The organism is Nostoc sp. DedQUE02, from assembly GCF_034531035.1.
Taxonomy (GTDB): domain Bacteria; phylum Cyanobacteriota; class Cyanobacteriia; order Cyanobacteriales; family Nostocaceae; genus Nostoc.
This window is the reverse complement of record NZ_JAVRBY020000011.1, coordinates 23,913-46,406: the sequence shown is the minus strand read 5'-3', so window position 1 is coordinate 46,406 and position 22,494 is coordinate 23,913. Positions and strand designations below refer to the sequence as shown.

General features: G+C 40.9%; 19 protein-coding genes. 8 read left to right on the top strand and 11 right to left on the bottom strand.

Going from position 1 to position 22,494, the window contains the following annotated elements; all coding sequences use genetic code 11:
• Positions 1-120: 120 nt before the first annotated feature.
• Both RMX98_RS12140 and RMX98_RS12135 read right to left on the bottom strand, forming a co-directional pair.
• Positions 121-1,002: a CoA-binding protein gene (locus tag RMX98_RS12140; protein WP_322677637.1), complete on the bottom strand. Its 882-nt coding sequence runs from the start codon at positions 1,000-1,002 to the stop codon at positions 121-123.
• 89 nt (positions 1,003-1,091) lie between these two features.
• Positions 1,092-2,318 carry a succinate--CoA ligase subunit beta gene (locus RMX98_RS12135; protein WP_322677638.1) on the bottom strand — a complete coding sequence of 409 codons (1,227 nt, stop codon included), beginning with the start codon at positions 2,316-2,318 and terminating at the stop codon, positions 1,092-1,094.
• Between the two features lie 645 nt (positions 2,319-2,963).
• Between RMX98_RS12135 and RMX98_RS12130 the strand changes: the two genes are divergently transcribed.
• Positions 2,964-4,766: a hypothetical protein gene (locus tag RMX98_RS12130; protein WP_322677639.1), complete on the top strand. Its 1,803-nt coding sequence runs from the start codon at positions 2,964-2,966 to the stop codon at positions 4,764-4,766.
• A 28-nt stretch (positions 4,767-4,794) separates the two neighbouring features.
• On the opposite strand, the gene RMX98_RS12125 is transcribed toward RMX98_RS12130, so the two are convergent.
• From RMX98_RS12125 to RMX98_RS12105, 5 genes are all read right to left on the bottom strand, one after another.
• Positions 4,795-5,232, bottom strand: a complete 438-nt coding sequence (locus RMX98_RS12125; protein WP_322677640.1) for a hypothetical protein — start codon at positions 5,230-5,232, stop codon at positions 4,795-4,797.
• A 102-nt stretch (positions 5,233-5,334) separates the two neighbouring features.
• On the bottom strand, positions 5,335-6,303 hold the full coding sequence (locus RMX98_RS12120) for an FTR1 family protein (RefSeq protein WP_322677641.1): 969 nt from the start codon (positions 6,301-6,303) through the stop codon (positions 5,335-5,337).
• 86 nt (positions 6,304-6,389) lie between these two features.
• The gene (locus RMX98_RS12115; protein WP_094347813.1) at positions 6,390-6,824 is read right to left on the bottom strand and encodes a bacterioferritin; all 435 of its coding nucleotides are present in this window, start codon (positions 6,822-6,824) and stop codon (positions 6,390-6,392) included.
• Positions 6,825-6,989: 165 nt separating this feature from the next.
• Positions 6,990-8,027 carry a helix-hairpin-helix domain-containing protein gene (locus RMX98_RS12110; RefSeq protein WP_322677642.1) on the bottom strand — a complete coding sequence of 346 codons (1,038 nt, stop codon included), beginning with the start codon at positions 8,025-8,027 and terminating at the stop codon, positions 6,990-6,992.
• A gap of 169 nt (positions 8,028-8,196) precedes the next feature.
• On the bottom strand, positions 8,197-9,222 hold the full coding sequence (locus RMX98_RS12105; protein ID WP_322677643.1) for a multicopper oxidase domain-containing protein: 1,026 nt from the start codon (positions 9,220-9,222) through the stop codon (positions 8,197-8,199).
• A 704-nt stretch (positions 9,223-9,926) separates the two neighbouring features.
• Between RMX98_RS12105 and RMX98_RS12100 the strand changes: the two genes are divergently transcribed.
• The 6 genes from RMX98_RS12100 to RMX98_RS12075 all read left to right on the top strand — a co-directional run bounded on the left by RMX98_RS12100 (position 9,927) and on the right by RMX98_RS12075 (position 17,668).
• Positions 9,927-10,118 (top strand): CbtB domain-containing protein, encoded by a 192-nt coding sequence (locus tag RMX98_RS12100; RefSeq protein ID WP_322677644.1) that lies wholly within the window; start codon positions 9,927-9,929, stop codon positions 10,116-10,118.
• A 308-nt stretch (positions 10,119-10,426) separates the two neighbouring features.
• Positions 10,427-11,596, top strand: coding sequence for a hypothetical protein (locus RMX98_RS12095; protein WP_322677645.1), 1,170 nt, complete (start codon positions 10,427-10,429; stop codon positions 11,594-11,596).
• Between the two features lie 417 nt (positions 11,597-12,013).
• Positions 12,014-13,615, top strand: coding sequence for a glycosyltransferase family 39 protein (locus RMX98_RS12090; protein ID WP_322677646.1), 1,602 nt, complete (start codon positions 12,014-12,016; stop codon positions 13,613-13,615).
• Between the two features lie 342 nt (positions 13,616-13,957).
• Positions 13,958-15,103 (top strand): 7,8-didemethyl-8-hydroxy-5-deazariboflavin synthase subunit CofH, encoded by a 1,146-nt coding sequence (gene cofH, locus RMX98_RS12085; protein WP_322677647.1) that lies wholly within the window; start codon positions 13,958-13,960, stop codon positions 15,101-15,103.
• A 185-nt stretch (positions 15,104-15,288) separates the two neighbouring features.
• Positions 15,289-15,693 carry a photosystem II protein Psb27 gene (gene psb27 / locus RMX98_RS12080; RefSeq protein WP_322677648.1) on the top strand — a complete coding sequence of 135 codons (405 nt, stop codon included), beginning with the start codon at positions 15,289-15,291 and terminating at the stop codon, positions 15,691-15,693.
• A 475-nt stretch (positions 15,694-16,168) separates the two neighbouring features.
• Entirely contained in the window at positions 16,169-17,668 is a 1,500-nt protein-coding gene (locus RMX98_RS12075) for a family 10 glycosylhydrolase (RefSeq protein ID WP_322677649.1), read from the top strand.
• A gap of 151 nt (positions 17,669-17,819) precedes the next feature.
• Here RMX98_RS12075 and RMX98_RS12070 read toward each other — a convergent pair whose 3' ends face one another.
• The 3 genes from RMX98_RS12070 to RMX98_RS12060 form a co-directional block, all read right to left on the bottom strand.
• Positions 17,820-18,425, bottom strand: a complete 606-nt coding sequence (locus tag RMX98_RS12070; protein WP_322677650.1) for a molybdenum cofactor guanylyltransferase — start codon at positions 18,423-18,425, stop codon at positions 17,820-17,822.
• Positions 18,422-20,479, bottom strand: a complete 2,058-nt coding sequence (locus RMX98_RS12065) for a thioredoxin domain-containing protein (protein WP_322677651.1) — start codon at positions 20,477-20,479, stop codon at positions 18,422-18,424. The genes RMX98_RS12070 and RMX98_RS12065 overlap by 4 nt, the downstream gene beginning before the upstream one ends.
• A gap of 265 nt (positions 20,480-20,744) precedes the next feature.
• Entirely contained in the window at positions 20,745-20,900 is a 156-nt protein-coding gene (locus RMX98_RS12060) for a hypothetical protein (RefSeq protein ID WP_322677652.1), read from the bottom strand.
• Between the two features lie 478 nt (positions 20,901-21,378).
• Here RMX98_RS12060 and clpP point away from each other — a divergent pair, with 478 nt between their 5' ends.
• Positions 21,379-21,990, top strand: coding sequence for an ATP-dependent Clp endopeptidase proteolytic subunit ClpP (gene clpP, locus RMX98_RS12055; protein ID WP_322677653.1), 612 nt, complete (start codon positions 21,379-21,381; stop codon positions 21,988-21,990).
• A 301-nt stretch (positions 21,991-22,291) separates the two neighbouring features.
• Here clpP and RMX98_RS12050 read toward each other — a convergent pair whose 3' ends face one another.
• Positions 22,292-22,480, bottom strand: coding sequence for a hypothetical protein (locus RMX98_RS12050; RefSeq protein ID WP_322677654.1), 189 nt, complete (start codon positions 22,478-22,480; stop codon positions 22,292-22,294).
• Positions 22,481-22,494 lie beyond the last annotated feature (14 nt).

Genomic DNA, 22,494 nt, shown 5'->3' with positions numbered 1-22,494 from the left:
GCTTTTTTAGTTAGTTTACTCAGTGCTTCGGGTTATGCTGCGATCGCCTACTTGTTTCCTCAAAATCGTTCCCAAGATTAACTAATTCGTAATTCTTAACTACGAATTACGAATTAGTAATTAATTAATTTCCTTTCTCAATAATTGAGGAATCTGAGAAGGGCGTTCTGCTACTGGAACTTGCGCTTCTTTTAAAGCAGCTAATTTACTTTGGGCTGTACCAAAATTAGGATCGCGTCCGATAACCGTTGCTAAAGTCCCGGTTTGTCGCCAAGTTTTTCCTGGTGGTGCAAGTCGGCCTGCAATGTAGGCAATTACTGGTTTATCAATTGCTTCAGCAATGTACCGTGCGGCTGCTTCTTCACTACCACCACCAGGTTGACCGACTAAAACGATCGCCTCTGTAGTGTCATCCTCATCGAGAATTTGCAGCCATTGCAGAAATGAGGAACCGACGATCGCATCACTACCAATACTGACACTAATCGATTGCCCTAAACCTGCTTTTGTTAATTCGTAGGCGATTTCGTAGGTAAGGGTGCTGCTACGACTGACAATCCCCACTATCCCAGGAGTATAAAATTCGCTGGGTTGAGTTCCTAAAAGAATTTTTCCCGGTACAATGATTCCCGGACTATTTGGCCCGATTACCAAAGTTTCACAGGCTTCGGCTTTGCGGAGTAATTGCACCATATCCAAAGGCGGCACACCAGCAGTAATAATAATGATCTGGCGAATCTTAGATGCGATCGCTTCTAATGCCGCATCTAACACGTCGTAAGGGTCTACACAAATAATTGTTGTGTCAATTGCCCCAAATTGTTCTATTACTTCTTCTACTAAGTCAAATACTGGCAGTCCATGCAGTTCCTGTCCGCCACATCCAGGATTAACACCAGCTACTAAATTCGTGCCATAAGCTTGCATTTGAGCAACATGAGTGCCTGATATAAATTCACAAAAGCCTTGAATTAAGACTTTACTTTCTGGCGTTAAGTTCATAAAAAATTACCCTAAGTTTAGCAACCCAGTGCTTTGGAATACTGGGCATAAAACGATAAGTTTGCAGTGTCGTATTGATTCAATTTTTACTATTTCTTCCTAACGGTTGGTTTAGCAAGACGAACTGCTGCCTCTACTGCCTCATCTAAATTTTCTACCACGAGTAGCGCATCGCTGTGGGTTTTTAGTGTTGTTAAATATTTTCTTGCAGCATTAAAATCCGAACCAGCAAGACGGACAACCAAAGGTGAAAAATTCAGTTCTCGCCGACTTTTATTACCATTAGAATGCACAACCTGTGATTCAAGTTCACTGCTGTTTTGCTGCAAAAATTTGGCTATAACTTCAGCCACTTCCTCAGTTTGAGGAATGCTACCGAGAAAGTTAATTAGTATTACTTGAATGCTTTTATCAGCCTCCAGCATTTTCAAACCTGTTTCTAGGCGATCGCGGAAGGTAGTTGGTGTAGTATCTGTAAGGAAAGCATGACGTAAATTCAAACAAACACCTGGATTGCCACCAGCATTAGCGACTAAATCCAAAGTTGCCATTACCGAACCAGTACCATTGCCTAAAATACCGATTTTTCCATGCATTTGCACACCATCCCAGTCGCCCAAAATACCATTGATTTCAGTACTGGTATGACGGCTGATAATTTTTGCCGCCATCTCAGCAAGATCGGGATGACGCTTGATCGACCGTTCATTGACCCTGACTTTACCATTAAGAGCCATAACTTGACTAGTAGCACTGACTGCCAAGGGATTAATTTCGATTAAATCCAGGTCTTTTTGCACAAATAACTGGTACATTTTTTCCACAACGCTGCTTACCGACTGCATCAGCGTCCCTTGCAAACCCATTTTCAAAGCTAGCCTGCGGGCATAAAATGGCGAGAATTCTTGTTCTACGACAACGTAGTGCATTCTTTCCCCAGCAGATTCCCAATCGATGTCTGCTTCTTTGCAACCTAAAAGTACCGGTCGGCAGGCAGCAGTATCTAAAACCACCGCCAGATAAAATTCCTGATTAGCGTTGTATTGAGATTCTGCCAGCACAACTTCCGGCAATTCGCCCCATATTGGTAAACTAAAGATATTTTGAGCAGCTGCGATCGCATCGATAGTCGTTTGGGCAAACCTGACTCCACCTGCTTTTGCCCGTTCTGCCCCGTGTACTTGAGATTTCAGGACAATTGGAAAGCGAATTTTTAAACGTTTCAAATCTGTAGGATGGTCAATTCGTTGGGAAGGCAATACCGGAATGCCTATTTCCCCAAACCATTCTTTAACTTGGTACTCTAATAAATCCATTGATACACCTTATATTGACTATTGACACTTTCCAAGTTTTTGCTGATTGCTGTCTTAATATTTTGCAGCACCTTTATTGCATAATTAAGCTTTTGGCAGCTAGAAAAATTTATTTTTTACGGCTCAAATTTATCGAATTCAGCAAATGAGGCAGATTAACTTCGATAGCCAACCTGTTTAAAACACATAATTGATCTCCTCAGCAAGTTTTACAGCATAGAAGATAAGTAGCATTTCTGTCAAAACCCTCTGACATAGCATCTTTTTCTTAACCTTTGGATAATTTGGTAACAACTGCTGTGCAACTAGAATTTTGCACAGCAGTAGCTCCTATGAATTTAATTGTCGCGAACTAATGCAGTAAAAATACTCAAACACTCTATTATTCCCATTTTTTATTTGTAATTTATATCTGAAGACAGATTATTTGATTTTGCATCTAGGGAAACGAAAATGTAGCGCCGCGAACAATAACTACTTTTTTAATTTTTGGTTAAAAGCCAGAATTTGTGTTAGAAAGTTGGTCGTTCAGATTTTCAGGCTGTGGTTGGTTAAACTGTGCATTTGCATTCAACAAACCGAAAAAGTTCGTTTCATCCCCTTAAAAATAATCAAAACAATATAGAAATTCAGCAGGAAAGCTCTATGAAAGTAGCAGTCCAGCAGGAAGATTTACAGCTTTTAGCCAAAACTTTGCAGGAACAATTACTTGTAGAAGTCTTAACGGCTGAAGTCTTCGAGGTTAAGTGTGCCGTCAATAAAGACGAGCTAATGATTTTAACGCAACACGCATCAGATGTAATAGTTGACGCTCAACTAATTTTCGCAGTGATTGAGGAAGTAGTTCAATCTTTAGCACCCCACAAAGAGCAACGGGTACAATGTTTCCTGAGAATTTTTGGTCAACAGCTCCCTTATGCCAAATGTTTCTTGGCTCTGAGGGGGGATAGGGTGATGGGGGGATGGGGAGTAGGGGAAGTAGGGGGAGGAGGGGAAGTAGGGGAAGCAGAGGAAGCAATATCCTACTCATCTTCCTCATCCTTTTCATCCTCATCATCTGCTCTGACATATTTTCCATCAATCGATGAGCCAATCGATGAGCCTGAGGAAGAAGAACTGTTTGACCCGTTTGCAGATGTGCCGATGTCGGCTTCAAAGCCAGGGTTCCAAGTCAAACCTATCCTATTGGGTGCGGCATTGGTGGGAATTGCAGTCTTAGGCAGTGGTGCTTACTTCTTGACTCGCCCTTGTGTGATGTCTGAGTGTCAAGAAATGCAAAACGCCGAGCAATTAAAAACAAGATCCTCGCAACTGCTGCGCCGCGCCAAGTCTGAAAAAGAATTACTTGCTATACAACAGAAATTGGAGACAGCTAGTGCAGCCCTGAATGAAATTCCTAGTTGGTCGCCCCGTTACCAGATGTCAGAAGAACTAAAAGTAAGTTTGTCTGGACGGTCAGAAAAAATCAAACAGGTGGTAAAGGCTTTGCAGACAGCATCTTTGGCGACACAAAAAGTTCAAACTCCTGCATCTAGTCTAGAAGAATTACAAGCGAGACAGCACTTATGGCGACAAGCTATAGCGCCACTAGAAACTGTAAGTTCCAGTAGTGAACTCTATGGATTGGTGCAAGGAAAATTACTTAATTTTCGTGTCCGTTTACACGCTGTAAATCAACAGATATTTACTGAAGAAAAATGGCTGAAAAAACTAACAACGGCAAAAGCTGTTGCTGTTGCAGCCGAAAAGCGAGAAGCTACTGCTAAATCTTTGAATGACTGGCAAAAGGCGCAGTCTACTTGGCTGGTGGTAATTAATGCCTTGAATACCATTCCTCGGAATAGCGTTGGATACCAAGAAGCTCAAAACCTGTTGGTAGATTATAAACCTAAGTTAGTAGTAGTACGCGATCGCGCTACTAAAGAACGATTAGCTGTTCAAACCTACCAACAAGCCCTTAGCACCGCCAAGCAAGCCAAAGTATATGAACAACAAAATCAATGGCAAGCAGCCGCGACATACTGGGATCAGGCTTTGCAAACTGCGAAAAAGGTTCCCGAAGATAGCTTGTACTATACTCAGGCTCAGTCTGTCATCGAACCCTACTCAACAGCCCTCAAACAAGCACAAGAAAAATTACAAGTTGTTAGTAGTTTGCAACAAACCCGCACTGACTTAGATAAAACCTGTCTGAATGGATTTCGGATATGCACCTTTAGCATAGACAATGCAGGAATTATTGTCAGGTTAACGCCTGAGTACGATCAAATCAGGCAAAATAACTTGGCTAATCCTTATTCTGAAAACTCGAATACTGCTATTGATGTTACCAACCACTTGCAAATCTTACGGGAAGCCTTAGCTGTAATTGCTGACAATGCCAGCCTGTCCCTTTTTCTTTATGATTCCCAAGGTCAGGTAATTTATACGCGGACTTTAGGTGGGTAAATAGAAGATAAAGATCGCTAAAAAATAGCTATTTACAGTATTCTTGAAGAAGAGATACAGCTAATTCAAAACTATTAGATTGAGTTTGTACTGCATAGGCTTCTCTTTCTAAATCTTGTCGTTTGACATCGGTATAGCGCCTAAAAAATGGCCCAGCATAATTGCTTGGTTGAATATCTAAACCTAAAGTTTTTATTTTTCCTTTTCCGGCACATACTTGTGCTGCATGAACACTTTCATGGATTAGTGTTTGAGTCCCAATATGTAACTCAAACACTACGGGATTAATCCAGATTTTTTTGTCAGTTTCTCTTAGTAATCCATAAGCCCCTCTCTCTGGTGGTAGTGCAATGATTACCTGAAACCCTTTTTTTTCTAATTTATTTTTTAAATCTAAAAATTTTGCTTCTAGATTGGTTACTTGAGAAAGCAAGAGTAAGGAATTTAAGATAAAAATTTTGCTCATTGCCTTTTTTATTACTGAAAAACATTTGTATTCAATTCCAATAGCAATTCCCAGTCTATGACTGACTGGGAACGAGGCAAAAATATAAAATTGACTGTGCTTTTAATCCTTTGCAGGACTAATTGGTTTTTGAGGAAAAGAGATATTCTTTCTAACTTCAGAAGAAGCACCTCCAAGGCTGCGGAAATACAATCCTCCAATGGTGAGTAAAAATGCCACATATCCCACCGCTTGCACAAGATAGAGATTATCTCTATAACCAAATAAAGATTTGAGAATAATCCCAGGAAACTGTTCGTCAGGCAAGATTGTAGAAGTATTTGAAACCATTGGCCCCAAAATACAGGAGTGGACTTTTGTAAAACGTTCGTAATAGAAACAAAGGCTTTCTGTGGCACGACTGCTAAGGGCAAGGTTAGCTACAGCTTCGTCAAAGTGTTTCAAGGCTGAAACTACCAAACCAGCGACAATCAACACTAAGAAAACGCCCATTACCTGGAAAAACTGGCGGATGTTAATTTTGACACCCCATTTAAATAGCAGCACCCCAATGGCAGATGCGGCTAACAAACCAGCAACAGCGCCCAATGCTGGCATGAATCCCTCTTGAAAATTAGCAGCAACGAACAGAACAGTTTCAAAGCCTTCGCGGACAACGGCAATTAAAATTAAAGTAAAAACACCCCAGCCAGCATTTGAGTTTTGTGTCAGCGCTTCAGTGACTGCTCCCTCAACTGTAGCTTTCATGAATCTGGCTTGTTTAGTCATCCAGATTAGCATCCAACTGAGCATTGCGATCGCTAAAACACTAAACACACCCTCCAACGCTGGCTCAACTACGGTGGTGTATTGAGGATTGGCAGCTCCTAGTACTTGAATTATCCAACTGAATAACACGCCTATTAAGGCACTGACGACAATGCCAACGCCGATACCAGCATATACCCAAGAGTTGAGTCGGGATTGTTTCGCTTTTTTCAGCAACGCTAGCACAATGCCAATAACAAGGGCAGCCTCTACTCCTTCTCGGAGCGTTATCACAAAAGTAGGTAGAGCAGTACTAAAATTCATCTTTTATCCTTTGTTTTTTGTCCTTAGTCATTAGTCATTTGTCATTTGAATTTAACTAACGACTAATGACTAAGGACTAATGACTATTAACTAAAATCGCGTAGCATCTTTTTGAGTTCGAGATTATGCATCTCTTCTTGCCCAATCATGCCGCGAGCGAATTCTTCAAGATAAATGCTGGCATTGGTGACAGTTTCGAGCAATGTTTTATACAGTTCCAATGCCTTTTTTTCATGGGATAAGCTTTCTTCCAAGATATCCTTAACTTTATGCTGGTAGGTTTCTTCCATTGGGGCGATTTTCAGGGAGGGATGCCCATCTAAACCTGTGAGAATTTCTCCCACTTGTTCGGCATGAAGTAAAGACTCACTTGCCTGGGCTTTGAAAAAAGCCACAATTGGAATACGGTTAGGGCCAGTCACCATTAAAGAATAATGTGTGTAGCGCACTACTCCTGCTAGTTCAAATTCCATGATGGCGTTTAGCAGGTCAATAGTCTTTTTATGGTCAAGTTCTTGCATCAGTTGTTAGTTAAAGTAACGAATGGAGTGTAATTAGCTAAGAGTTAGAGGTGAGGAGTTGAAAGTTAGGAATTAGTCAATCGGGATTCATAACTCATAATTCATAACTCCTAACTCTTAACTATTTTAAACTCCTTAACCTATACTTTCCATTAAATTAAAGTGTTATCGCTGTGCTTGGGTATTGGATTTATCAACTACTTTTTGAGAGTTTTCCTCAATGGTTTTCACCAGTTTGGTAACATCATTAGGTGTTTTGACTGCTTTAGCTGGTGGGATGGCGGCGGGCCAAACTTTTATTAGTTCAGCAAAACTAGTGTCGATCGCTTTATGTGCTTCGGGATCTGCTTGAGTTACTTGACTAGAAATTCCTTTGTATAATTCATTGGCGTAAAAGACAAAACCACGGGAGTCTTGATACTCAATTGGCGCGGTTACTTTACCATTTGCGATCGCCGCACCATATTCGGAGTTGGCTGAATCTAGTAGTTCGTTAATTACCTGTAACACAAATCCTGGTTTTGAGCGTTGAGCTTCTGGCAAAGCTGCGATCGCTCCATCAACTGCTTGCATTGAAGAAGTAAAATTAGTTTTAACTTTGCTATCCTTCGGACTAGATTTCACTAAATCTTGCAAACTCACTAATGTTGTTTTAAATTCTTTGACTTTGCGTTCATTAAGTTGATCTTCTACGTCAACATAAATCTCCTCAACTGGATGTCCAATATGAGGTTCTGCCTGTTTCGGCTGATTCTGATCCAGCAGTTCTTTGGCTACTAAAAGATGCCCTTTCATTAAACCTAATTTAGACATATAGTCAACATCTTTTGCCTCACCTGTGAGTACCACTTCTTGAACACCAACCTGGTCTTTAATTTGGTCGAACTGCTCTTGAGTAATTATTTTTTTAGTAACTAAATCTTCTGGTTTCCCATAAGGACGACCTGCCTGAATTTTGTTTGATAAAGCCGGAACACCTAGCTTGGCTTCAAACTTATCCAATTCGGACAATATAGCGTTGTTGATGTTAATTTTGTCTTTGCTACCGTGACCACTATGACTGTTATTACTGACTGCCTCTGTAGCTGGAGGGCTAGCAACTGGTGCTGATGGATTTTCTGCGGTTGGCGTACTATTACAGGAACTCAAGGTAACTATTACCGATGCTGCTGCTGCTAAACAGATATAACGAAGTTTTATCATCTTTGCTCCTCGCACAAATTAAAAGGTATTAATTCAAACATTTCAAACTATTACTACAAAGTAGTTTGTTTGACAGATTGTCATAGATTTTACTGTTGCATATAATGAGATTTTTTATCAACTATTACCAAAAATTTCATTAATTAATTACAAATTGCTAATAATATTGTCAGGAATGTTTAACAGGATTTTGAGAGTTGTTCTGGGCAAGTACTTCAAATTGACCCATGCAACCGTTTTCGGCGATCGCATCCTGATGGGGATGAAACATATACTTACCTGGGTAGCGAAAAGCAAATTCTAAGATGTGCCTTTCTGCGACACCCATCGTAATCACATCTGCTTTCTCGCTAGGAGTCATAGTCATGCCGTAGCGATAGACATCAAAGAAGTTGGCGTGGAGATGAAACGTTACAGCCGGATCGTATTCAATGATGTTGAGAACATACAGCCGAATCAACTGATCTTTGTAAATCTGAATCGGGTTATGCATGTAATAGTGAGGCAGACCGTTGAAGGCGTAATAATCATTATGGCTATCATCATTCACGTCATATCCACTCATCACTAGTACAATTTCATCAGCCGGGGGACGGGGAGTCGGTGGATCGATGATAAACATTCCGTACAGTCCCTTAGCAATGTGCCGGGTGACTGGTTCAATATGGCAGTGGTATAAGTGAACGCCATAAGGTTCAGCATCAAATTCGTAAATTGTGGCGCTACCATTACTGATTGGGCGAACACCATCCATCTCCGCCGGATGAACGCCATGAAAATGCAAAGAGTGAGAATGTCCCGCGTTGTTGAGAAATAGTATTCGGATGCGATCGCCTTGTTTTGCCCGTAGCGTTGGCCCTGGGATGCGACCGTTTAAATCCCAGATGTTGTAAGAGACAGCACTATTGAGTTTTATGATGGAAGTACCAGCAGTTAACTGAAATTCCCGGATAGTCCGCCCATTTTCTTGCTTTACCGTCCCATAATCAAAATCCCTTAACATCTTCATCGGGTTAGTAGCGTCGTCTGGTGCTGACCTATTGAATGGTGGCACTTTCACGATTGACTTACTTTGTAGATTTAGCATCTGCCAAAGTCCAGCTGCACCAGTTACTCCAGCACCTGCTAGGCCCAGCTGCAATAATTGACGGCGACTCCAGGGTTTTCCGTTACCCAGAGCGAAGTTGTTGGGCATGAGATTTAGTTACGGTTAGCGCTAAATAAAGAATTGCAAATCTTTAGCAATTGCTTTTAGATATTATAGGAATTAATAATCATTGTCAATAATTTTAGAGTGCTTCTAAACAGCTAGTTAAGATATTAAATCAAGAGCAAGCGAGAATTATTCCCTAAGACTTCTCGAATTATTTTATTTTCACAGTATTTATACGTTGACTTATGTATAAATCATATTTAGAGAAAGCTAATTGTTTGCTGTCTATTACTGATATGCTTATTGCTTCAGCAATACACTTAGAATCCAAACAATAGGTGTAATAGCACCTTGGATATGGACACAAGGAAAAAACTGCTGCTAATCTGTCGTGTATTTAATTGGCTTAGAAATAACATAAATCGCGTTTATTCGAGTAATTTTGGATGCTTGGCAATATGAGCATTTTTAATTTTTATCTGTTACTTTGTGTTGTCAGCTTGGAAACTGCCTTAACTCAAAACCATGTGTCATTCTTTTGTTATTTGTATGGACTTGATGTGTAGATTTCTGCATCGCGATCGCTCGATGTTCAAAGAATAGTATAGTATTCACTAAAGTCGTGTTACATAATACATTTGATACACACTTGTCAAATACAAAGTGGATCGTATATCTTTTTGCAATCAAGCGGCATTATGCCCTTTGATTGATAAATTACCCAAATTTATTGTAGGAGTCCAAAAATGACTACTTTTTCTCATACATCAATATTGCAGAAAACAGCAGGTATTACCTTATCTAAGCCTGTGCAGGTAACACTCTATATGCTGCTATCTTCTTTAGTTATCTGGACTGTTTTATTCTCTACCTATCCTGCGGTTCATAACACAGCACACTCAACGCGTCATCACACATTAGGCGTTGCATGTCACTAAATTATCATACAAAGATTTTTTAGGTGCATGAAGCTTTGCCAGATTACATAACATGACGACGCTAAAATAGCGCGAATTTCGCGCCAGTGTTTTTTCTTGTAAATAACAACTTTTAGGTTTTGTAGAGATGCTTTATTTGATATCTCTACATCACCTTAAGTTCATTTAAGATGATGTCTGATTTATGGCTAATTCTTTGACTGAAGTTATTTTACTTAGTGAATAATAGTCTGGAGTAACTTTCATCCATTGCTATTAAAGTTTCAGTTGCAGAAAGTAAAGAAGTTTCAGATTTACCGTAAGTTTTTATGAAAAAATATCGATTTTTTGGATTTATCAGTGCTGTTTGCGTCACTTTGTCAATTCTTTATTCCTTTGTGGGAAGTTCCCAAACTCCTACATCTAGAGTGCTACTTTCCATCAACCCACCTTTAGAACGTATTCTTCCCTTTGAAGCAGAAGCAGAAAAACCACAATTTCCTGTGAATTTGACATTACAAGCTGTTGATGCTGCGGGTAAATCTTTAACAAATGCCAAAATTAGTTTACAAATTCTGACACCACCGCGTAATCCTTGGTTAACAACAGATTTTCCCATTGTCGAGGGAACAAAATTGTTGCAAATGAATGCTACTGCACCGGATGGTAAGCTAGAAATTCAACAGATGTTACCCATCCGTGGAAATTACCAACTATTAGTTAAAGTATCACCTTTGGTAGCAAATGCTTTTGCTGCTTATGAGCAAACTTTAAATCTCAATGTCCACGAAAATCCAATCAAATATAAATATTTTGTTGCGATCGCAGCTATTTTACTATCGCTTGGATTATTGGGCGGTTGGGTTATTGGCGGACAAGAAGAACTGCAACAAGGAGAAATTGCACCACAGTCAGTCCGCCTTTTATTAAGTGCATTGACAGTAGTGGCTATAGTAACCCTATTAGTTATCAACATTAGTGCAGAAGTAGCAGAAGCTCATGGCAGCGAACACCACTCAAATACTACCGAAGCGATTGCACCATCATCTCAAAAATCTCAAGGATTGGAAATTAACCTTGAGGGAGATAAAAACGCAACTGTCGGAAAACTTGCGAATTTAGCGTTACAGGTGAAAGATAGCGCAACCGGACAACCTATTACAGATGTAGCTTTGCAAGTGAAAGCGATCGCCACAGAACACAATTTAACAGTGTTTAACTACAAAGGTATTCCTGACGAACAAGGTAAGTTAACATGGCTTGAACAGTTTTTTGATGGTTCACCCCACAAAATCGAAGTAGAAGCAACTCCTCTACCAGGATCTAGCCGTCAATTTACACCAGTGAAGGTAGCGCAAGAAGTTGAAGTGGAAGCGATCGCACCACCAATTTATATCCGATTGATTGGTTTATTCTACTTTACAGCCTTTGTCGGTATCGGTATGGCTATTGGATTGTTAATACAGCGCCGAAAAACACCACAAGTCAGGGCAAATTAGTAATATCCAGTTTTTTTGTGAGAATTCAGTAACCTTTACCCTTTTACCCTCTTGCAAAACTATTTTTGCAAAAGGTCTATTAAGGGAACTCCAAAAAATAAATTATCCAATTTGTCTACTCAACTAAACTTCTTTCTTCCTTGTCCCTCTGCTATGAAATATTTTTTACTTGGAAGTCCCTAAGTAAGTAGACAAGAAAAAATCAAACTACATTACGCGATGTCAAATTAATTAAATTGGCTTGTAGTAAGCAGTTATTTCGCTTACTACAATTTTTTTTAATTGCTATTTTGTAGTAAATTAATAAAAGCTGATATTCTGATTAGAAGGGGTTTTTAATTAATTCTCAATATCTAAAAAAATGATTCACTACTACTATACTTCGTGAATCTGCAATCTTCGGTATAGTCGATATTTATGAGCAACAGACAATCAACAATTGCAAAATATTTACCTCCTATTTGGCTAAGATTTTTAATCATTATTTTATTAATATTAGGGATATTTTTTCGTTTCGCTTATCTAGATCGAAAAGTCTATTGGCATGATGAAGCTTATACCTCATTACGAATTTCTGGTTACACTAAGACAGAATTTGTTCAACAAGTGTTTAATGGACGCGTGTTTGCAGTTGAAGATATACAAAAATATCAACAGCCTAATTCCGAAAAAGATTTAATCAATACAATCAACTCTTTAGCAATGGAAGATGCCCAGCATTCTCCACTTTATTACGTGCTGCTTCGATTATGGATGCAATTTTTTGGCAATTCAGTAGCAACTACGAGAAGCTTGTCAGCCATAATTAGCCTGCTAGCCTTTCCTGGCATTTATTGGTTGTGCTTAGAATTATTTCAGTCACCCATAACAGCATGGGTAAGCGTAGCTTTTTTAACAGTATCGCCCTTTCATGTGCTGTATGCCCAAGAGGCTAGAGAGTTCGGTTTGTGGATAGTGACTATTTTACTAGAAAGTGTTGCACTGTTGCGAGCCATAAGGCTAGGTAGCAAACAGTCTTGGGCGATTTATGCAGTAACAGTGGCACTAGGATTGTACACCTTTTTGTTTTCTGGATTGCTAGCGATCGCCTACGGTATTTATGTATTTGCCATTGCAGGATATCGATTTACCAAAAACGTTAAAGCTTATCTAATAGCAACTAGTGTCGGTTTTTTAGCTTTCGTTCCTTGGATTTTAACCGTTATTAATAGCTTATCTGAAATTGATCGCACAACAGCCAGTACTCAAGCTAGACAATCTGTATCATTTTTAGTTTCTGGTTGGATTGGTAATATTAGTTATTTATTTGCTGATTTTTGGCGCTACGAACCATTTTTTCCAGATTTGAATTTGCCTATTTTGCGCTGGGGTCGATTTTTAATTCCCGTAATCTTAATCTTAGTAATATATTCATTCTTATTTCTTTATCGTCAAACAGGAACACGAGTTTGGTTATTTGTTTTTCTCTTAAGTGGAGTCCCGGCTTTAATTTTCATATTGCCTGATTTAATTTTTGGAGGTAAGGTTAGTCTGCGAGCTAGATATATCATTCCCTGTTATATAGGCATTCAGCTAGCTGTTGCTTACTTGCTGGCGACTCAAATTATTTCTTCTAAGTTAATAGTCCGCAAATTTTGGCAATTAGTAATGGTAGTAGTAATTTCCAGTGGAGTTTTATCATGTGCCGTCAGTTCTCAAGCTGAGACATGGTGGAATAAAAGCAGCCATGCTAACCCTCAAATTGCTCGCATCATCAATAAAACTAATAATCCACTATTAATTAGTAGTAATTATTCCCTAAATATTGGCGATTTAATGTCTCTCAGTCATCTGCTAAATAACAAAGTGCAGATGCAATTGGTAATTGAACCAAGTCTGCCAAATATTCCTGATAGTTTCAGTGAGCTATTTTTGTATAATCCTTCTAAAATATTTAAATATAAGCTTGAGAAAAAATACAAACTAGCCGAGGTTTTCCAGAATAGTAGGCTGTGGCGATTAGAAAAGAAAAGTAGCTAAATATTACATAGCGTTTCTTGTCTAATAGAGTACAGTCAAGAGATATTTATCAAACAGAATTCAGGAGTCAGAGGTCAGAATTCAGAATAAATTTTGACCAAAAAAGCGGATAGCGTAGCGTTAGCAAGGAAGAGCGTCGGAACGAGCATCGCGTCTGAATCTCCGGCTGATAGCGCCACGGAGAGCGAGTCCGTGATAGCAAAGCAGTAGCGAGTATTCAAGGGTGGCGTCAAGATTACTGACTCCTGTTAGCGGATAGCTAAGGTTTAGCCCATTTTGACTCCTGAATTCTTCTTCAATCCAAATTATAAAATTAAGATTTACTGAAAAACTAAGAAAATAATGCTGACAAAAATTGCTGTTGGAAAAATTCTTGAGCGTGCCTTGATGGGATACGACTTATCTCTCGAAGAAGGAGTGGTATTGTTACAACAAACCGATCCAGAGGCGATCGCCGCAATACGTACTACAGCCGATACACTTCGCCACACTCAAGCAGGCGATACGGTTACATACATAATTAACCGTAATATCAACTTTACTAATATTTGTGAGCAGCACTGTAGTTTTTGTGCTTTCCGTCGAGATGATGGTGATGCCGATGCATACTGGTTAGATTCAGCGCAAATTTTGGAAAAAGCGACAGATGCAGTAAAGCGAGGTGCAACGGAAATCTGTATGCAAGGCGGGTTAAATCCACAAGCGCAGATAAATGGTAAATCTTTACCCTACTACCTCAAAGTTGTAGAAACCATTAAACAGGAATTTCCCCACATCCATTTACACGCTTTCTCTCCCCAAGAAGTGCAATTCATCGCCAGATTTGACGGACTAGAATATGCTGATGTGATTACTGCTTTGCGCGATGCTGGTGTTGGTTCAATGCCGGGAACAGCAGCTGAAGTATTAGACGATGAAGTTAGGCGAATATTGTGTCCAGAGAAGATTGACACAGCCACTTGGCTAGAAATTGTCAGCACCGCACACAAAATAGGCTTGCATACCACCAGCACTATGTTATCTGGGCATATTGAAACCCACGAACAGCAAATCGGACATTTAGAAAAATTGCGCTCGCTCCAAAAAACCGCTATCAATCAAGGATATCCAGCAAGGATCACAGAATTTATTTTATTACCCTTCGTTGGTCAAGAAGCGCCCAAATCATTACGTCGCCGTGTCGGACGCGATCAACCAGTTTTAAGTGATGCACTATTATTAGGGGCTGTAGCGCGAATTTACTTAGGTAATTGGATTCCTAACCATCAGCAGAGTTGGGTAAAACTGGGGCTTGCAGGCGCGACAGAAGCCTTAGTTTGGGGTTGCAACGATATCGGCGGCACATTAATGGAGGAACACATTACCACAATGGCAGGTGCTTTGGGTGGTACGTGTATGGAAGTCGAAACCTTGCAAACTGCGATCGCTTCTTTAGGACGACCTTACCAACAAAGGGATACTCTATATCAAAAAGTTATTAGTCATTAGGCATTGGGCATTGGTAAGAGGCAGAGGTGCAGGGTGCGGAGGGCAGAGGGGAAAACTCTCCTCCCTGCCCCCTGCTCCCTTGCTTCTTCCCCTTCCTCCCCTCCACTCTCCATTCCCTACTCAATTGATCCCCAAGTTACCAATCCAAGATAGGATGGACGTTGATTTACGTATTGTTTTACTTAATGCATATGAAGCGCTATTGGTCGCGTTTGCTTGCGCTGGTTTTAGTTGTAGCTATCGGCTTAATGGGTTGTTCTGGCAGTCCAGATAGTTTGACTGGGGATTATCGTCAAGACACCTTAGCTGTGGTCAATATTATGAGACAAGCTCTGGATCTTTCCCAAGATTCACCAGACAAGGCAGCAATTCAAGCAGAAGCGCGGCAAAAAATTAATGACTTTTCAGCTCGCTACCAGCGAGTTAACTCTGTTTCTGGTCTTGGCTCGTTTACAACCATACGAACAGCCCTCAATTCTCTAGCTGGACACTACAGTTCTTACCCAAACCGTCCCGTACCCGAAAAACTCAAAACTCGTCTAGAGAAGGAGTTACAGCAGGTGGAGACGGCACTGAAGCGTGGCGGTTAGCTATTAACTATTGCTTGTATCATCAATAGTCAAGAGTCAAAATTTTTGGCTCTTGGCTATTTTGTCAAATTTATATAACCTTGAATTTTAAATTTTCAACTAAACTAATTGACTCTCTCCTTAGCTAAAAACCAATACACTTGGATTGAAGCTTAACATTTTGTCAAAGTCAATTTTTTTAAGGGTTTATAAAAAAATACAGCAACAGAAATAGGTCTTTAGGAGTCTTAAAAAAATAGGTTTTAAAACCCTCACTAGTTAGCTATATAATTTGATACACTTTGCCCAAGCTAATCTGATTTTGGATCGATGATTATCGCAAATAAAAGGGTTTAAGACCGAACGTCAACATCTAACTCGGAGTTGGAGCAACTCTGTCTTTGCTCAGTTACTTTAGAGGATCTTGCTACAGTCGGAGTTTAAATCCTCATCTGAAACTCTTTTGAATTTTAAATTAGTTCATCTACTGGTAGGTATGTCTAAACGTCCCTTGAAAGTTGTAAGCTCAACATTATTTTGGCAGCGCTTATTCGCTGTTGTTTTCACTAGTAGTTTGTTGCTCCCCAACTTTAGCAGCGAACCAGCAAGGGCGCAAGTAAATAAGTATTGTCAGTTATCATCAGCGACGGCGCAAGAAAAAGAAAACTTACGTTTGTCAGCTCTCAAAGGCAAGGAAGATGCTCAAACGCGCTACCAAAAAATAGTACAAGAACAAGCGCAGGAATTACGAGAGTGTCGCACTCGAACTTGGCCGCAAACCCAAGCCATTTGGTTGCGCTTGTATCCCTGTGACATTCAGCCAGGAATAATCGATCAGATTATGGATCGGATTGTTAACCGTGGCTATAACCAAGTTTATTTAGAAGTATTTTACGATGGGCAAGTATTATTACCAGCAAAAGCTAACCCGACGGTTTGGCCTGCTGTGATTCGCACTCCAGGAGCAGAAAACGCCGATTTACTCGCCACAGCAATTAAAAAAGGTCGGCAACGCGGTTTGAAGGTCTACGCCTGGATGTTTACCACAAATTTTGGTTATACTTACGCCCAACGTACAGATAGAGAAAGTGTGATCGCTCGTAATGGCAAAGGTCAAACGAGTTTATATGTGGTAGATAACGGCTCTCAAGTGTTTATCGACCCCTACAACTTGCAAGCAAAACGCGACTACTACCAATTGGTACAAGAAATTTTGCGCCGTCGTCCAGATGGCTTGTTATTGGACTACGTGCGTTATCCCCGGCAAGCTGGAAGTGATTCCATTGCCACCAAAGTTTCGGATTTATGGTTATTTAGCCCTGCAACCCAAGAAGCTTTATTTAAACGGGCACAGAATTACAAAGGGCTGGACTTGATTCGCCGCTTTTTGAGCAAGGGATTCGTCACCGGTGCAGATGTAGCGGAAGTCGATAAACTTTATCCCCAGGAAGGAGAACCCCTTTGGCAAGGACGCACTCTCCCACTGGCGCAAAAATCAATTTTGCCTGCAACCGATAGACAACCACTTTTACAATGGGAGTTGTGGCAGCTTGCCGTTGCCCACGCTATGCAAGGAATTCTAGATTTTGTCACCATCGCTAGTTACCCAGCAAAGCAGCAAGGTATTTCCACAGGAGTAGTATTTTTCCCTGATGGCAACCAAACTGTAGGACAAGGGTATGATTCCCGTTTGCAACCTTGGGATCGGTTCCCCGCTACATTAGAATGGCATCCTATGGCTTATGGGAATTGCGGTAATGTCAGTTGTATTGTGACGCAAGTGCAACGAGTTTTGAGTATGGCAAAACCAGGTACGCAGATAATCCCAGCTTTAGCAGGCAAATGGGGAGAATCGATCAGTAATCGTCCATCCCTAGAAGTGCAAATGCAGGCACTGCGACAATTTGCACCTCAATTGAAGGGAGTTAGCCATTTTGCCTATTCTTGGCAATATCCTGAGAGTGATAACGATCGCAAATTTTGTCGAGTTAAGTAGACTTCTTGTAAAAGTAGTGAAAATGCTATGAATTAACTCTTATACCAATTCTGTATGAAGATGCGCCAAACTCCAAACTATATAAGGAACGAACCGCAAAGGGCGCAAAGGACACAAAGAAAGAAGGAAGCCAAGAGAATTTGGCGCAGCCTCACAAAGAAATGGTATTAGCCAAGTCCTCTGGTGTATTACAGTTAAACAGCATTTCGGGTTCTGGTAAAGGCAAAACTTCTACCGGATATTGCCGAAGCCACTGTTGAAACGATCGCCCCCCTTGGTTGATAAAATCCAATAGTTGTGGCAAACAGCGACGGCGATAAAAACCACATAGAGGTTCCCAGCCTTTGGGATGATGAGCTAAAGCTGCGATCGCATTATCTCCCACACCATCAAGTCTACTTGCCCATTCTTGCAATACCTCAACCCGCAACCTCGGCAAATCGCAAGCTAGCAGCAGCACCCATTCTGTTTGCACTTCGGCTAGCCCTTGGGCAAATCCCACTAAAGGCCCGTGGGCTAGAGATTCTCCAGATAAAGGCGTTTCCCGAATAAACTGACAACCAGGCAAAAGCAAATCTTGATAGCGTTCTGGCCAGGGAGTGACTATATAAACAACATCAGCACAGCTTTGAGCAATCCTACTAACTCGCTGTAATAAAGGCACTCCTTGAATGGGAATCAAGGCTTTGTCTTGACCCATACGAGAACTCTTACCACCTGCTAAGACAATTGCCGTTAATTCACTGCTGGTCGTCATCCTCTATTCTGACTTTTCTGGACTTGCTGCAATAAATGCTCTACACTTTCGGCTGGTGCAAGACACTTCAAGCCTTGGCAAACTAACCCAACGCTTCCCTCTGGTAAATCGGATGTGATGGCAAATACAGCCGTTGGTAGAAACTTGGGGATCAAAGAGTTTATTTGCTCAGTAGTGCTGCGAATCAAGGTAGAGTTACGATACCAATCCAAAGCTGTAAATAAACTAGGGCAAGCTTGGGGAGCGCGATGCATTACACTCTTAAAAGCTTTCAAACCAAGTTCCGCTAAATCTAAATAATCTAGATTATCGGTGAGTAGGGCGAGACGGACAAGATTAGCGATCGCAATTCCATTAGCTGATGGTGTCGCATTATCTGCATAACTGCGCTCTCTAACAATTAAATCTTGACTAGAATCGCTTGATGTATTATAATAACCACCTAATTCGACACTCCAGAGAAATTCGTTGAATTCATCTTGGATAGCGATCGCATTTTCTAACCATTCCTTATGCTCAGGGTTGCAAGCTTGTAAATCCAAGAGAGCTTTAACAAACAAAGCATAATCTTCAGACTGCGCTAAAACAGTTGGTTCTCCTTGATAGTTAAGTCTTTGGAAACGCCCATCGACGAACTGATTTTCCAAAATAAAATTCGCTGCTTGTGCTGCTAATTCCAGATACAAAGGTTGTTGGAAAACCCCAGCAGCCCTAGCCAGCCCGGAAATCATCAAGCTATTCCAGGCGACAATCATTTTCGTATCTGTCACCGAGGGAATGCGACCTGGCCAATTAGTAGTTTTTGCTTCCTGATTGTTACGAGCCGGGGGAAAAGTTTCTAGAGACTCAGAACTAACACCGTAACGAACTGTAAACAGCTTGCTCAGTGCCGTTTCCAGCGTTGCACTCAGTTGACCCGAATTCCTTCTTTGTAAAACATTATGCCCTTCAAAGTTGCCGTTAGGGGTAACAGTAAATTGCTGTTGTAATTGGGTTAATTCTTCAGGCGTTAACAGTTGTTCTACTTCGCTGTAACTCCAAACATAAAAGGCTCCTTCTTCTGGTTCTACTGCCGTGAGAACAGTGAAGCTGTCGGCATCCTGGGCAGCATAGAAGTAACCTTCCGGTGCGGTCATTTCCCGCTTTAGCCATTGTACAGTACCAGTGATCGCCCTCTCAAAGGCTGGCTCTTGTATTCCTGCACTCCATAAAGAAGCCAGATACTCGACAATTTGTCCATTGTCGTAGAGCATCTTTTCAAAGTGAGGTACTGTCCAAGTTGGGTCAACAGTATAGCGATGAAAACCACCAGCTACATGGTCATAAATGCCGCCTAGCGCTAAGTCTAGTCCCCGTTGGGTACAAACTTGCTTGCCATCATAGCGAGATTCAAAATTAAATCGAGTTCCCCGCAGTGCTAATTCTGTATAGGGAATCATCGGAAAACTGTTGCCAGATTGACTAGGAGTAATTACACTTGTGCTAGTTTCCCAACCTTGGCGGAGTAATTCATGGTCTTCAAGCTCATCTGTTGTACCGTCTTGCAACACCGCAGACGTGAGCAGAGACTCAACAATTAAGGCTTTACGTTGTTGTAATTCTACTTTTTCGGTGTCGTAATAACGGCGAAGAGCTTGCAACACCTGCAAAAATCCCGGACGACCATAGCGCGGGTCTACAGGAAAATAAGTCCCAGCGTAAAACGGTACTAAATCTTCTGGAGAAAGAAAAATATTCAAAGGCCAACCGCCTTGACCGCTCATCATCTGCAAAGCCTGCATGTAGATGCTATCGAGGTCAGGTCTTTCTTCCCTGTCTACTTTGATGGGAAGATAATTGGCATTCATGAAGTGGGCGATCGCAATATCAGAAAAAGCCTCGCCTTCCATGACAGTACACCAGTGGCAACTAGAGTAGCCAATGGAGAGAAAAATCGGTTTATTTTGCGCCCTTGCAGTTGCAAGTGCTTCGTCACACCAAGGCCACCAATCAATGGGGTTTTCGGCGTGTTTACGGAGATAGAGGCTCTTAGCTTCAGCAAGGCGATTAGTCATGATCAAACGCTAGTGGTTGCCTTCTTTGCTCAGTCTAGCCTGTTCCCAAGATTGTTAGTCTAGACGGCTATATACATAAGCAAGAAACCCCTTGTGTAGAGGTAGTAGTGTATGTCTTTGAAATCGCCTAAGTAAGTGATGTAAAAAATTAAAGTTTTGTAGTCAGCGATTTAGCGCTAAAGCGCTGACTACAAGGCAATCATATTTATATAATTGAGTTTATTTACGCCGACTTACTTATACCTGTGCAACTTATGAAACATTCTTATTGAAAAGATCGCAATAGCAAGCTAACAATATTTGGTGGCGTTTCTTGCATAGGTGATGCTGTCTTTGTCTGAATTAAAGTATTTGGGCTAAGTCCTGCTATCAGATGGAGCAAGAAGGTGATGATGGCAGCTTGTACAAGTTTTTCCAGCATGGCACGTCTCTTGTGAGTGGATAGCATTTCAATTAGGACTGGTTATTCTAAATACACCTCGTACTATAGACTTACTGAATCTAACAAAAATTACTTGCTAATTGCCGAGGGAAATCCTAAAAAAATGTTTAAAATGTTACTGAAATTTTACATAATTCCCTAAGCAAGTTAGATTCTGGTTATCAGTCTAATCACCACATCGCCAAGGTTGTGCAGCAAAGGCTGAAACATAAAGATTGGCGACAATTGGAGTTTTTTGATTTGTTCTTCCCTAAGTCTGGATATTCTCTTAGACAGCTTTTGCTGCTAAAAAGTGCCCTTAGAGGTTGAATCTATAGCAAAAGTACCTTTTGCTTCCTTCTTGGATAAGACAGAATGGGAAAGATTTACTTCTATCTAGGTAAGAACAGTAGAGATAAACCCCAGTTTTGTGCTGTCACCGATAAAATGTATTTAAAGTAGCCACAAACACGCTTCCATGATTCCTATCGTTATTGAACAATCGGGTCGAGGTGAACGCGCCTTTGACATCTACTCACGGCTGTTACGTGAGCGCATCATCTTTTTGGGACAACAAGTTGATAACAATATTGCCAACTTGATTGTTGCCCAACTGCTGTATTTGGATGCTGAAGACCCGGAGAAAGACATTTATATGTACATCAATTCTCCCGGTGGTTCGGTGACGGCTGGTATGGGCATTTTTGACACTATGAAACACATTCGCCCTGATGTCTGTACAATTTGTACCGGATTGGCGGCGAGTATGGGCGCTTTTCTCCTCAGCGCAGGTGCTAAGGGTAAGCGGATGAGTCTACCCCATTCTCGGATTATGATTCATCAACCTTTAGGCGGCGCTCAAGGACAGGCGACTGATATTGAAATTCAGGCGCGGGAAATTCTGTACCACAAGCGGCGGCTAAATGACTATTTAGCTGAACATACAGGTCAACCAATTGAGCGGATTGCTGAAGATACTGAACGTGACTTTTTCATGTCACCAGAGGAAGCCAGAGACTACGGTTTGATTGACCAAGTGATTGACCGTCACTCTGCCGGTAGCCGCCCAGCAGTTGCTGCTGTTAATTAATAGTCACGATTGGTAAATGGTTGACCACTTTTAATCCTCTTAAACCCTAAAATAACCCTTCTTCATAACTGAAGAGGGGTTATTTGACTTAAACAACTCGATTTAAAAGTTGGAAATCAAAATTCTGCTATCGGATCTGGCTGATACCAATTCTGTATGAAGATGCACTAAACCATATTGTAAGTACAAGGAAGAAAAACGAACCGCCATCTCTACGAGAGGCTTCCGCCAACGCGCAGCGTCTCGTAAGAGTTGGACGCCAAAGACACAAAGAAAGAAGTTAAAAGGGTTTGGCGCAGCCTCACAAAGAAATGGTATGAGATTGGAGATATTGGAGGAATTCATGCAATTCCTCATCGGTTAGGAAAAAACGCGATCGCTTCCCATAATTTTTTATCAGATGTTCCCGTCCTTGGTCTATTGTCCAGCCTAGTCGCTGCATTTTAACGTCTGTTTGAGCAATTACTTCAGAAAAATTCACAGGTTCCATAGCTTCGTTACTGT